At 64.9% G+C, this 12,502-nt stretch carries 11 protein-coding genes; 6 read left to right on the top strand and 5 right to left on the bottom strand.

What is annotated here, in order from left to right; genetic code table 11:
• Positions 1-60: 60 nt before the first annotated feature.
• The 5 genes from ACP16H_RS00885 to ACP16H_RS00865 all read right to left on the bottom strand — a co-directional run bounded on the left by ACP16H_RS00885 (position 61) and on the right by ACP16H_RS00865 (position 5,806).
• Complete coding sequence (locus tag ACP16H_RS00885; protein ID WP_425070348.1) at positions 61-921, bottom strand: ATPase; 861 nt, start codon at positions 919-921, stop codon at positions 61-63.
• Positions 922-1,054: 133 nt separating this feature from the next.
• Positions 1,055-2,323: an OmpP1/FadL family transporter gene (locus ACP16H_RS00880; RefSeq protein WP_425070347.1), complete on the bottom strand. Its 1,269-nt coding sequence runs from the start codon at positions 2,321-2,323 to the stop codon at positions 1,055-1,057.
• A gap of 150 nt (positions 2,324-2,473) precedes the next feature.
• Positions 2,474-3,340, bottom strand: a complete 867-nt coding sequence (locus ACP16H_RS00875) for a DMT family transporter (RefSeq protein ID WP_425070346.1) — start codon at positions 3,338-3,340, stop codon at positions 2,474-2,476.
• A gap of 92 nt (positions 3,341-3,432) precedes the next feature.
• Entirely contained in the window at positions 3,433-5,283 is a 1,851-nt protein-coding gene (locus tag ACP16H_RS00870) for a phosphatidylglycerol lysyltransferase domain-containing protein (protein WP_425070345.1), read from the bottom strand.
• Between the two features lie 205 nt (positions 5,284-5,488).
• Entirely contained in the window at positions 5,489-5,806 is a 318-nt protein-coding gene (locus tag ACP16H_RS00865) for a DUF1476 domain-containing protein (protein WP_425070344.1), read from the bottom strand.
• 165 nt (positions 5,807-5,971) lie between these two features.
• Here ACP16H_RS00865 and ACP16H_RS00860 point away from each other — a divergent pair, with 165 nt between their 5' ends.
• The 6 genes from ACP16H_RS00860 to purQ all read left to right on the top strand — a co-directional run bounded on the left by ACP16H_RS00860 (position 5,972) and on the right by purQ (position 12,500).
• Positions 5,972-6,451 (top strand): tellurite resistance TerB family protein, encoded by a 480-nt coding sequence (locus tag ACP16H_RS00860; RefSeq protein WP_425070343.1) that lies wholly within the window; start codon positions 5,972-5,974, stop codon positions 6,449-6,451.
• A 107-nt stretch (positions 6,452-6,558) separates the two neighbouring features.
• Positions 6,559-7,320, top strand: coding sequence for a phosphoribosylaminoimidazolesuccinocarboxamide synthase (gene purC / locus ACP16H_RS00855; protein ID WP_425070342.1), 762 nt, complete (start codon positions 6,559-6,561; stop codon positions 7,318-7,320).
• Positions 7,321-7,500: 180 nt separating this feature from the next.
• Positions 7,501-9,285, top strand: coding sequence for a right-handed parallel beta-helix repeat-containing protein (locus ACP16H_RS00850; protein WP_425070341.1), 1,785 nt, complete (start codon positions 7,501-7,503; stop codon positions 9,283-9,285).
• A 77-nt stretch (positions 9,286-9,362) separates the two neighbouring features.
• Positions 9,363-9,593, top strand: coding sequence for a phosphoribosylformylglycinamidine synthase subunit PurS (gene purS, locus ACP16H_RS00845; RefSeq protein ID WP_425070340.1), 231 nt, complete (start codon positions 9,363-9,365; stop codon positions 9,591-9,593).
• Positions 9,594-9,696: 103 nt separating this feature from the next.
• Positions 9,697-11,682: a methyl-accepting chemotaxis protein gene (locus ACP16H_RS00840; protein WP_425070339.1), complete on the top strand. Its 1,986-nt coding sequence runs from the start codon at positions 9,697-9,699 to the stop codon at positions 11,680-11,682.
• Positions 11,683-11,834: 152 nt separating this feature from the next.
• Entirely contained in the window at positions 11,835-12,500 is a 666-nt protein-coding gene (purQ, locus tag ACP16H_RS00835; protein ID WP_425070338.1) for a phosphoribosylformylglycinamidine synthase subunit PurQ, read from the top strand.
• Positions 12,501-12,502: the final 2 nt, after the last annotated feature.

Below are 12,502 nucleotides of genomic sequence, written 5' to 3'. Positions count from 1 at the left end.
CGTTTAAGCACGGCGACCATGCCGGGCCGAGCACCGTAGATGAGGGACATGCCTCAGGTGTTAGCCTTGCGGCAGAGCCGCCGCTATCACCTGATCGAAATCCTCGGCGGTGCGCACCGTGGCCATCTGCGAGGCATCCACCGTGACGCCCCACTTGTCGGCCATGGCCTCGTAGATCGGCTGGCGGTGGGCCAGTGCCTGCGCGTAGGTCCAGCGGATGAAGGCATCGGGATCGACCTGCGCCTCGGTCTGGCCGGTCTCGGACAGGTAGCGCGCCCATGCGTCAGCGAGGAAATCCGGGCGGTAGGCCATCGGCTTTGGTGCGCGGTCAAAGCGGCGGATCAGCTCTGCCGTATGCTCTTCGGAGCCGCGGATCCAGACCATCAAGGCGACCTTGGACAGGGCCGTCAGGATCGGATCCTCAGGGTTCGCGGGATCGACCCATTCGCAGATCGACCCGCCGGTGTCGCAGATGAAATGCGGGTAGCCATACAGCGCCTCGGCGCGGTCGATGAAATACTCGGTGTCCAGCAGCGCCGCGCGTTCGGCCCGGTCGAACTGGGCCTGTCGCCGGACGTATTCCTCCATCGCCATGCCGCCCTTGGCCGGATTGCCCGGTTTGCCGAGGTAGGTCGATACGGGCGTGAGGTTGTCAAAGCTGAGGTTCGAGCCGATGTAGATCGAATCCGACATCAGCAATTCGCGCAGGAACGGGTTCTTCATCGCCTCGCGCTTGGCATTGTCAGCAATGTATTCCCCCATGTACCTCGTGCCGATGCGGTAATCGATCGAGTAGTGAAACCAGGCCCCGGACTCTCGCAGCAGGTTCGAAACGTGGGTCTTTCCGAGGCCGGACATGGCAAACACGACGACGCGTTTCTTCGGAGCGTTGAGCCAGTCGTTGGCGGTGGGGTACAGCATGTCGGTCCTCGGGGTGCCTGTGTTGCCAGAGGTTTAGGAGCGCGAAAGCGCCGCGTCAAATGCCCCTTTGCGCGCGGTATACGAAAAAGGGCCACCCGAAGGCGGCCCCATTCATTGTGATCCGATCCGGCGATCAGAACTTCATGTCGATCTTCAGGCCGACGCCGATGGCGTGGTTGTCGCTGAACTGCGCCTGCGCGGTGTTGCCGATGGCCGCCTTGGCGTCACCCAGCCAGGAATAGTTCACACCGCCCGAGATGTTCAGCGGGCCGTCGGTCCAGCGACCGCCCAGCGACAGGCCGACCAGACCGTTGGTCGGGCCCAGCGGCGACACGAGGTCATCGCCCTCGGGCTCGTAGCTGATGGTGGTCGACAGCGCGAGCTTGTCCGAGAACTGCCGCGCGATGCCCAGCGTGTAACGGTTGGTGTCGTCGAGGTTCACGAGGTCGCTGCCCAGACGTGTCGGCACCAGGTCGACCGCCGAGTATTCCGTCCAGCGCCAGGATGCCGTCAGCAGGGTGCCCGCTGCGATGCCGGTCTGTGCCTCGAGGTTGAAGCTTTGCGGCGTCACGAATTCGACGGTGCCGTTTGTGGTGGTGCCCAGCAGGGTCTCTACGGTGTCGGCCTTGTGCGTGGTCTCGAAATGGTAGGTGCCGGCGATGCGCAGGGCAATGTCCGGGATCTCGTAGGCGGCGCCGATCAGGTAATGCGGCTGCGTCGTATGGGACATACGGAAGCTGTAGCCGTTGGTCGCCACGAACCCGGCCTGCGCGGCGGTGACGCTGGACGCCATGGCGCTGGCTGCGGCGATGCCGCCAACCGCGGCGATGGTCGGCGAGGTGAAGTTGCCCGCCTTCAGGTCAGCCAGAGCCGCGCCCAGTGCGGTGGCGCTGACGCCTGCGACCTTGGCCACGCCCGCGACGGTGATCGCGTCCCGGTAGCCGGTGCCGTTCAGGGTGACGGTGGAATCGAGCCGCTCTGCCGAGACGCCGCCGAAGATGCTGAAGCGGTCGGAGATCTTGTAGCGCGCCACAGCCGTCAGCGAGATGCTGTTGAAGTCGGCGCTGGTGCCGCCCAGCTTGGTCGTCAGCGGGCTGGAATTGTAGTTGATGTCGGCGCCGTAGGGCTGTTCGCCGATCAGGGCAAAGCTCGCCTTGTCGTTGATCTCGACCGTATGCGCGATGGAGGCCTGACCATAGGTCTCGCCCACGTCGGAGTAGCTGCCGCCGGTGCCGATGTCCTTGCCCGACAGCTGCGGGTTGACGATGCCGTAGGACAGCGTGGTGGTGCCACCCGGTGCGAAGATGGCGGAAACGCTCTGGCCGGAACGGTCGAGACCGGCGGCAAAGGCTGTGGTGGTGCTGAGGGCCAGCAGCGCGGCCCCGCTCGTGAGTGTTTTCATGATATGTCCCTCGTCCCGGAATTCGGGAAGTCTCCGGGGATCAGCCTAGGGGTGAAGGCCGTTAACGATCAATTAATGACGGTGCGTCACGGGGCCGTGAGCGGGAGGGGAGTCACGTTTTTGTAACAGTCCGAACGGATAGGAGGCCGTTCAGGCGCGTGCCGCGCGGGTTTCATACCGGATGTTGAGGTAATTGGCGGCAAAGATGATGACCGCGCCCAGCAGCACGTAGGGGTCCAGCGGCTCGTTGTAGAGCAGCACGCCGACCAGCGCGATCACCGGCAGCCGGGCAAAGTCGATCGGCATGACGACCGTCGCCGGGGCAAGGCTCAGCGCCGTGGTCAGGCAGAAATGCGCGACAAGACCGGCGCAGGCGATCAGGGCCACCCAAGGCCAGCTGCTTGTGGCCGGCATTGCGATGTCACCGTCGAAGCCGGCGCAGATCAGGCCAAAGGTGGCCTGCATCACGGTCAGCCAGAACAGGATGCAGGTGATGGTTTCGGTGCGCGTCAGCAGGCGCGTGAACACGGCTGACCCGGCAAACCCGATGGCCGCGAGCGCCGCCGTCAGCTGCCCGAATTCCAGCGTCTCGGGGTTGGGGCGCGTGACGATGAGAATCCCCACGAAGCCCGCCAGCGCCGCGGCGATCCGGTTCTTCGTCAGGCGTTCGCCCAGGATCAAGGGGCTCATCAGCATGACCCAGAAGGGCAGGGTGAATTCCAGCGCAAAGACCTGCGCGAGGGGAATCACCGTGATCGAGTAGAACCACAGGTTCTGTCCCGAGAAATGGAACAGGTTGCGGACAAAGTGCAGATGCAGGGACCGCGTCGTCACTTGCCCGCGTGTCCCCGCCGCGGAGGACACCACAAGCACGATGACGATCCCGATCAGCGAGCGGTAGAGCATGATCTCGAAAGTATCTAGGTCAAGGCTGACCGCCCGCCCGGCAATTGCCATCAGCGTAAAGGAGGCGATGGCCCCCGTCATCCAGAGGCAGCCGCGCAGGGTATCGTTCATGGAAAGGTCCGTCCGTTCGCTCGGCGCTTATCTGGGCAGACGGGCGGAGAAATGTCCATAACGCAGGCATGGGTAAAGGGATGGCTTTCGTGTCAGCCCGCCTTGCGCAGGGGCCGCACCTCCTCTGCGCCGGTTTCGATCAGGGCGTCGAGATCCCACAGGTCCTGCGCGCTGCGCTGCAAGTCGGCGGGCTGGATGATGGCAAGGCGGATGTCCGCCGCCGAGATGGCCAGCGACAGCGCATTGGGCGCGCCGATGTACAAAGGGCGCCAGGTCGGGGCAAAGCTGGTCTTGAACCGCGTGAGGCCGGAGCAATCGGCGATCCGTCCGGGCAGCGAAGGATGCGGCAGGGCGGCAAGGTTGACCTCGTGCAGGCCCACGACGCGCGCATGGTCGATCACGGTCTGGATGAGGCCGTGCATGGCGCCCTGTGGGAGCCCGTCGAGATGCCGCATCACGTCCAGCGACAGGACGCCGGGTGCGGCAAGCCAACTGGTGTAGGCCACCAGTTCGCCGTCCAGCCATGCGCCGAACAGCGGTTTGTCCCGCAGATACAGGGGGCAGAACCGCCCCATGGTCAGGCCACGCTCGGCACCATGGGTGTCTTCCCAGGCGGTGTGAATCTCGGTCAGGCGCTCCCAGTCGGGATCGGTGAGCGGCCCGAAGGTCAGCCCGGCACCCTCGGCCTTGCGCAGGAAGCGGCGCAGCTGCCGATGTTCGGGCCCGTTCAGATCGTGGCGGCGGGGGTCGATCACCGCCTCGACGGCGAAAGGGGCTACGTGCCAGCCCTCGCGCCGGGCCAGCGCGGCATCCCGGCCGGTAAGCTTGTAGAGGCAGGGCAGCCGATTCTCTGCGCGTGCGGCGCGGCGCAGTTCCGGAAGAAGGGCGGGCAGCGGCCCTTCGGTCGTGCCAAGGAACAGCGTCAGGCTTTGTGGCGTGCGCAGGGCAACGCCCTCGCTGGACAGGGTCGCCAGCGCGCAATGATCGTTTTGCGCGGCAATCCCCAGCTCGGCCCGGTGCCCGGACAGGCTGGCCGTCAGGGGGGGCAACTGGCGGTGGACATGTGGCGGGGTAAGCAGCGCATAGGTCGCGCCGGCCACGCAGGGGATGGCGTAGTACACCATGCGGAAGGCAATCAGCGCGGCGGCCAGTTCAGGCGAGGCAGTGCCCGGCAACAAGGTGATGAGCGCCACCTCGAATGGGCCGACGCCGCCCGGCGTGCCCCCGGCCATCCCGGCCCCAAGCGCCAGCGTGAAGGCGGCGATCAGCATCGGCAGCGAGGGCGCGATGTCCGGCGGCAGCAGAAGGTCCAGCGCCAGCCCGGCAAAGGTGACATCCACGGCGGCCAGCGCGGTCAGCGTCAGGAAGGCCGACACCGAGGGCAGGTCGACCTTGCGCCCGGCGATGGACAGCTGCGGCCTGCGCATCAGCACAGCCGTGACCGCGACCAGGGCCGCGGGCACCAGCATCAGCGACAGCCAGCCCATACCGGCGAGGGTCGGCATGGCAAAGCTCACCACAATCAGGCCCCAGGCGGCAAAGAAGCACAGGGTCACGAACCCGGTGATGCGCAGAACCATGCCGTGCCCGAGGTCCGGCATGACCCGCCAGCGCAGCGCGGCACCCACCGCCGGACCAAAGCCGGTTGTCTGTCCCACGGCAATGGCCGCCGCGCCGGTGTTGCGGGCCAGTCGGGACGGACGCCCCGTGCGGAAATGCCGGTGCGCGACCACATCGTATTGCGCCACCGCCCAGAAACTGACAGCCGTCGCCAGCGCGGCCATACCCCAGCGCCATGGCGCGATCCCGGTAAAGGCGTCATGCACCGCCGGCCAGTCCAGCATCTGTGCCTTCTGCCAGAGCAATGCCAGCAACACGGCCCCAAACGCCAGAGGAATGTAACGACGCGCGGCGCCGGACATGCGCAACAGGAAATGATTCAAAGACCCGCTCCATTCACCCCAGGACAAGATTTAACAGACACCTAGACGGCAGGTGTTAATGGGACATTTGGAGTTGTTAAAAGTTTAGCGGAACCGGCGGCGGGCGTTAATCATTCGCCGCCATCGTATGCCGATGGATATAAAAACTAAGGGGCGCGCCCATGACAAGCACGCCCCGTAAGTTCCGCGCAACGGACCGGTCAGGTCAGTTGGCTTCCTTCATGATCTGGTCCTTGGCGACCGCAACCAGCGACGCGCGCTTGGCCTCGATCTCTTCCTTGGTGGCCTTGTCGCCGAGGTCGGCGGCCACCTTGCGGATCACGTCGTCATGACCGGCTTCCTCGAAATCGGCCTTCACCACTTCGATCGCATAGGCATTGGCGTCGTCGCCGGTCTTGCCCAGCAGCTCGGCGGCCCAGAGGCCGAGCAGCTTGTTGGTGCGTGCTTCGGCCCGGAACTGCATCTCCTGGTCGTGGGCGTACTTGTTCTCGAACGCGTTCTCGCGGTCGTCGAAGGTGGTCATCTGTCTCGCTCCCTCGGAGAAATATGGTCGGGAACGGGTATGCCTGCCCGCGCGCGGGCGCGCAAGGCCGTGTTGCACCCTGCGGCAAGGGATTCCCGCCACCCCGCAGACAGAAATTCGCGAAATTGCACCACTGCTGCCCTGTTATCGTCAGGATTGTTTTCCATGCGGACCCCATTGTGTACCGGAGCCTTTGCCATGCCGTCCCTGTCCAATCTGCGCAGTCGCCACGCCGTCGGCGTGCCGGAGGCGCGGGCGATGCTCACCATGCCGCTGCTGGCCGTGGCGGCGGACGGGCGGATCGACGGGGCATTGCTGAGCCATGTCCTGAGCCTGTGTGGCGAAAACCCGATCCTGCGGCGCCTTGGCACGCCCGTGGTGGCGCAGCTGGGCAAGGCCATCATGGAAGACATGGTCGAGCGCGGCGCTCAGGTGCTGTTCTTCGAGGCGGTGGAGACGCTACCTCGGTCGTTGCGCGAGACGGCGCTGTGCTTTGCCATCCGCCTCTGCTGCGATGACGGTCACCTCGACCCCGAGGAACACGACGCACTGTCCGCCATGGCCGAGATCATGGACATCGATGCGGCACGGTTTTGCATCCTGGCCGATGTCATGATGACCCTGCAACGCGGGGATGCCGACTGAACCGGGCCGCATGCCGTGGCGGCACTTGCGGCGCGCCGGGTTTGCACGTAGAAGGGCCTCAACACCGCGCTGCCACAGCGCGGTTTTCCCGTTTGGAAAGGGCCCCCATGGCACGGCGCAAGAAAATTTACGAAGGCAAGGCAAAGATCCTGTACGAAGGCCCCGAGCCGGGCACGATCGTCCAGTATTTCAAGGATGACGCCACCGCCTTCAACGCGCAGAAGAAGGACGTGATCGAGGGCAAGGGCGTGCTGAACAACCGCCTGTCCGAGTTCTTCATGACCGGCCTGAACAACATCGGCGTGCCGACGCATTTCATCAAGCGTCTGAACATGCGCGAACAGCTGGTCCGCGCGGTCGAGATCGTGCCGCTGGAAATCATCGTGCGCAACTTTGCCGCCGGTTCGATGTCCAAGCGTCTGGGGATCGAGGAAGGCACCCCGCTGCCGCGTCCGATCGTGGAATACTGCTACAAGGACGACAAGCTGGGCGATCCGCTGGTCACCGAAGAGCATATCGCCGCCTTCGGCTGGGCCTCGCAGCAGGACATGGATGACATCGTCGCGCTGGCGCTGCGGGTGAACGACTACCTCGCGGGCCTGATGTACGGCGTCGGCATCAAGCTGATCGACTTCAAGATCGAGATCGGTCGCGTCTACGAGGGCGACTACCAGCGCCTGATCGTGGCCGACGAGATCTCGCCGGATTCGTGCCGCCTGTGGGATATCGAGACCGGTCAGAAGCTGGACAAGGACGTGTTCCGCCAGGATCTTGGCAACCTCGCCGATGCCTATACCGAGGTGGCGCGGCGTCTGGGCGTCATGCCCAAGAACGCGACCCACGCGCCGAAGCCCAAGCTGATCAACTGATCGCGGGCGGGGAGGGGGCGCTGCCCCCGTCTCCTGCGGAGACTCCCCCGAGGGTATTTGTAAAACCAAAGAAGCAGGGCCGGTGCGAAAGCATCGGCCTTTTGCGTGGTGGAAATCCGGGCTTTGCGAGGGGCGCGCGGGGGCGTTAGCCTGAGGGCATTCGAGCCGGAAGGATATGTCATGCGTCGTTGGTTCATGCATCTTGGAGCATTGGTTTTGGCCGGCGGCGCTGCGGCGCAGTCTCCGTTGGCGGAATTTGACCCGGCGGATTTTGGCAAGGTGGTGATCCAACCCCGGCAAAGCACGTCGGGCGCGGGCGGGATCGCCTTTGAGCAGGCCTTTGGCAACTACCAGAACGAGCCGGTCATTGCCTATGGCGAAGGCAGTCAGGCGGTGCGGCTTGGTCGGCCCGTGGGGCGGCTGGACATGTTGTTCGAGGATGGATCGACCGGTTTTTGCACCGCCTTCATCGTGGATGACACACATCTGCTGACCAACTACCACTGCATCCCGGGCCTGCCACGCGACGGCGTGCAGCCGCAGGTCAAGGCCGCGCAATTTGTCGCGGGTTACATTCGTCCTGGCCATGGTGAAGGGGTCGACCGTTATACTGTTGCGCCCAACGCGGTGGAGGCCGACCGGGCGCTGGATTACGCCGTGTTGGAGGTCTTTGGCGATCCCTCGCAAACCTACGGCAGGCTGGAACTTGCGGGGGTGGACCCGGAGGATGGCGAGTTCCTCTGGATCATCGGCCATCCGCAGGGGCAGTCGCAGCACATCTCGCGCGAGGGATGTGCGGCGTCCTCCCCGGCGGTGTCGGGCGAGGGCAAGCTGATGCACACCTGCGACACGCTGGGCGGCAATTCCGGATCCCCGGTCTTGCGGCTGTCGGACAAGCGGGTCGTGGCGCTGCACCATGCGGGGGACAGCCGGACCGGCTACAACATGGCCATTCCCATGGCGCGCATCCTTGCCGTGAGCAAGTTTCTGAAGGGGGCCGAGGGGCTGCCTGCGGCGGCACCTGCGCCCTTGCCAGAGGTCCCCGCAGGGGCCTGCGACGCCTTGTGGGCAGAGGCCAAAGGGCAGGGCTGCGCCGGCTATGGCGCCTATCTGGCCAGTTGCGGCACGCATGCCTTCGCCGGGCTGGCACGCAACCTGCAGGCGTCGGACTGCGGCACCGCTGCGCCCGCGGTAATCCATGGTGCCTTGACCGTGAAACCGTCCGGCGGGGATTTCCCGACGCTGGCCGAAGCGGTGCAGCGGGCACCGTACGGCGCGAGAGTTTCGGTCTGGCCGGGTGTCTATTCCGGCCCGGTCTACGTGACCAAGGACATCGAGATCACTGGCGCCGGGCCGCGCGATCAGATCGTCATCGACGGCGTCATGCATTGGTCGCGGGGACGCGGCGCGGTCCGTGGGCTGACCCTGCGGCAGGGGGTGGCGGTCGACGGCGGCTCCCTGACGTTGGAGGACAATGTCATCACCTCGCCCGCCACCGGGATCGCCCTGCGCGGCGGCGACGCGGTGGTGCGCGCCAACCTTGTGCAGCAGACCGGAGAGGCGGGCGTTTCGATCTCGTCAAACGGTGCCGTGCGGGTCGAGGCCAATCGTATCACCCGCAGCGCCCACGCCGGGATCGAGATCCGCGACGGGGCCGCGCCGGAGGTCTTCGACAACGAGATCTCGGACGGGGCGCAATCGGGTGTCTACCTCCATTCCGGCGGCGGCGGCGTGCTGCGCGGCAACGAGATTCACCACAATGCCTTTCACGCGATCTCGGCCAAGGGGGCGGTGAAGCCCGTTGTGCGGGGCAACCGGCTGCATTCCAACGGCTACGACGCGGTGCGGCTGCGGGAGGGAGCGGGCGGCACATGGGAGGACAACGACCTTTCGGGCAACCGGGCGGGTGGCTTCCGGGTGGAGCCCGATGCGGGCAACGTCCTGCTGCGGGGCAACCGGGAATGAGGCGCGCGAGGGAATCCGCTTGCATTCCGGCGCGGGATGCGGTTCCTGCGCGCCAACACTGACCTGGAGGGATTGCGATGAAAGTCCGCGTGCACGTGATGCTGAAAACCGGCGTTCTGGACCCCCAAGGCGAGGCCGTGCGGCATGCACTTGGCGCGCTTGGGTTCGAGGGCGTGCAAAGCGTCCGCCAGGGCAAGGTCATCGAGATGGAGCTGGCGGATGGCACCTCCGAGGCGACCATTGCCGAGATGTGCGAGAAGCTGCTGGCCAACACGGTCATCGAAAGCTACCGCATCGAGGCGATCTGAGTCGAATTCGAGGCATTTTGGACAAGACACCGGCCTGAGCCTTACGGTGTCTTAGGATATTGCGTGGCATTCCCCGAGAAGACGGAAAATCTTGGGGTGTCACATGCGCAGACTTCGGAAAAACCTGAAAGTCACTTTGGCCGCGGGTTTCGCGGTGGTTTTGCTTCTGGTCTGCAGCGGCCTCTACCTCTCCTTTGATCAACAAAGCAGGAAGGCCGCAATCGAGGCAGCACAATCCAGCCAGAATGCGTCGCTGCGCATTCTGGTGGATAAATTCGCCAGCCGGATGGACGGCATCTCCTTTCAACTGGACGACGCGGGACGCGTGTCCGAGGTGCGTTGGAACGCGCTTGAGGTGCCCGAAAGCCATGACCTCATCGACGAGGTCGGGATGATTTCCGGGGAAACGGCGACCCTCTTCCAGTGGGTCCCGGAGGAAGGCGACTTCATCCGCCGCACCACCAATATCGTGAAGCCGGACGGCAGCCGCGCGGTCGGGACCTGGCTCGGCAAGGAAAACCCCGTCCATGCCGTGATGCTGGAAAAGCGCGCTTACATGGGGCAGGCGGTCATTCTTGGTAAACCTTATTACACCGTCTATCAGCCGATCCTCGACGCCGCCGACAACGTCATCGGCATTTTCTATGTCGGCGTGTTCAAGGGGGTGATCGACCAGCAGGTCGCCAATCGCGAGATGCTTGGTTTCGTTGCCTCGGCGATCGCCGTCGGGCTCGGGATGGCCGTCGTGATGTTCCTGCTGAACTGGTCGCTGAAACCCGCTGTGCATATCTCGGAGCGGTTGCAGGGGATGGCCGAAGGGGAACTTGAGGCTCCTGTGCCGCATACGGACCGCAACGATGCGCTCGGGACAACTGCCAAGGTGGTGGAGACGTTTCGCAACAAGCTCATCAACGCTGCAAGTGCCGAGGAGCGCAGCCAAGAAGAACGCGAAATTCAGGCCAAGGTGGTCGCAGGCCTCCGGCGCGGGCTGGAAGCGCTTGCGCGGCGAGACCTGACGGCCCGGATCGACGCCAAGGGCTTCCCCAAGGAGTACGAAACCCTGCGCCGCGATTTCGATGCCGGTGTCGAAAGCCTGGCCGACGCGCTGCGCCAGGCCGAAGGGGTGGCGTCGAACGTGCGCTCTGCCGCGTCCGAGATCGGGTCGACCTCGGACGAACTGGCGCGCCGGGTTGAGATGCAGGCGGCGACCCTGATGACATCGGCCGAGGCACTGAACGGTCTGACCGGCACCAGCCGCGAGATCAAGACAAACGTCGATCAGGCCGACGAGTTGGCCCGCAAGTCGCGGCAGTTGTCCGATGAAAGCGGGCAGGTCGTCAAAGATGCCATCGCGGCGATCAACCGGATCGAGGCCACGTCCGACAAGATCAACCAGATCATCACCGCCATCGACGACATTGCCTTTCAGACGAACCTGCTGGCGCTGAACGCCGGGGTCGAGGCCGCGCGCGCCGGGTCTGCCGGCAAGGGGTTTGCCGTGGTGGCCTCCGAAGTGCGCGGCCTGGCACAGACGGCGGCCAACTCCGCGCAGGAAATCAAGACCCTCATCACCGCTTCCGGGGAGGAGGTCAGCGAAGGCAGCCGCCTTGTGCAGAAGACCGGAACCTCGCTGAACGAAGTGCAGGCACAGGTCGCCAGCCTCGGGCAGCTGATCTCGAACATCGCCGAGGCGGTGCGGGTGCAGACCGACGGGCTCGGCGACATCAACGATGGCGTGCAGCGGCTCGAAGGCGCGACGCAGGAAAACGCTGCAATCGTGGAGGAACTGAACGCCTCTGGCCAGAGCCTGAATATCGAGGCCGAGCGCCTGACGGAGACCATGGGACTGTTCAAGCAGGAAGCAGACGTTCCAAAGGGGAACTGGGACTCTGATGCGGCGCAGCCTGCGCCAAAGACAAAGGCGGAAACCCCGAAACCGGCAGCGAAACCGACCCCCAAACCCAAGCTCGACCAGAATAAACCCGAACCGGAAATCATGGTCGAGAAAAAGGCGGTGAATGCCCCTCTGCCCATTGCACCGGCACCCGTTTCGTCGGGATCGGACACCGACTGGGGCGAGGAATTCTGACGGGTCATGCTCATTGAACTTGGGCGGCAAAACGCCTTGGGGGCGGGTCACTTCGCGCCCTGTCATCTTCGAACATCTGTGCTAAGGAAGCGCGCGGCGAGTCGCCGCGCGATGCCCCTGACAGGGTCTGCCGCTGAGAAAGGACTGCACCGATGAAAGCTGCCGTGATCGTCTTCCCGGGTTCCAACTGTGACCGCGACATGGCGGTGGCCTTTGAGAAAGCCGGTCTTCAGGTCGAGATGGTCTGGCACAAGGACACGGCGCTGCCGCAGGGCGTCGACATCGTCGGCATCCCGGGCGGTTTCTCCTTCGGTGACTATCTGCGCTGTGGCGCCATTGCCGCCAATGCCCCGATCATCGCTTCGGTCAAGGCGCACGCGGACCGCGGCGGCTACGTGCTGGGCGTCTGCAACGGCTTCCAGGTGCTGACCGAAACAGGCCTGCTGCCGGGCGCGCTGCTGCGCAATGCTGGTCTGAAATACATCTGCCGCACTGTCGGCCTGAAGGTCGAAGGCGCGTCGGTCTACACCGAAGGCTACGGCGCTGGCACCGAGATCGCGCTGCCCATCGCGCACCACGACGGCAACTACTTTGCCGACGATGCCACGCTCGACCGTCTCGAAGGCGAGGGGCGCGTGGCGTTCCGCTACACCGACAATCCGAATGGTGCCGCACGCGACATCGCGGGCATCCTCTCGGACAATCGCCGTGTGCTGGGCATGATGCCTCACCCGGAACGTGCGTCGGAAGCCGCTCATGGCAACGAGGATGGTGCGCGCCTTTTCGCCCATCTGACGCAGGCGCTCGCCACGGCCTGACT

Origin of the sequence: Sagittula sp. S175, from assembly GCF_049800975.1 — a bacterium.
Classification (GTDB): domain Bacteria; phylum Pseudomonadota; class Alphaproteobacteria; order Rhodobacterales; family Rhodobacteraceae; genus Sagittula.
The sequence above is the reverse complement of the archived record's forward strand: the minus strand, read 5'-3'. Positions and strand labels throughout refer to the sequence as shown.

Bases quoted from the DNA above. Each gene is read 5' to 3' on its own strand.
- ACP16H_RS00885 (WP_425070348.1), bottom strand. From the start codon at position 921: ATGCTGTACCCCACCGCCAACGACTGGCTCAACGCTCCGAAGAAACGC.
- ACP16H_RS00880 (WP_425070347.1), bottom strand. From the start codon at position 2,323: ATGAAAACACTCACGAGCGGGGCCGCGCTGCTGGCCCTCAGCACCACC.
- ACP16H_RS00875 (WP_425070346.1), bottom strand. From the start codon at position 3,340: ATGAACGATACCCTGCGCGGCTGCCTCTGGATGACGGGGGCCATCGCC.
- ACP16H_RS00865 (WP_425070344.1), bottom strand. From the start codon at position 5,806: ATGACCACCTTCGACGACCGCGAGAACGCGTTCGAGAACAAGTACGCC.
- ACP16H_RS00860 (WP_425070343.1), top strand. From the start codon at position 5,972: ATGCGGACCCCATTGTGTACCGGAGCCTTTGCCATGCCGTCCCTGTCC.
- purC (WP_425070342.1), top strand. From the start codon at position 6,559: ATGGCACGGCGCAAGAAAATTTACGAAGGCAAGGCAAAGATCCTGTAC.
- ACP16H_RS00850 (WP_425070341.1), top strand. From the start codon at position 7,501: ATGCGTCGTTGGTTCATGCATCTTGGAGCATTGGTTTTGGCCGGCGGC.
- purS (WP_425070340.1), top strand. From the start codon at position 9,363: ATGAAAGTCCGCGTGCACGTGATGCTGAAAACCGGCGTTCTGGACCCC.
- ACP16H_RS00840 (WP_425070339.1), top strand. From the start codon at position 9,697: ATGCGCAGACTTCGGAAAAACCTGAAAGTCACTTTGGCCGCGGGTTTC.
- purQ (WP_425070338.1), top strand. From the start codon at position 11,835: ATGAAAGCTGCCGTGATCGTCTTCCCGGGTTCCAACTGTGACCGCGAC.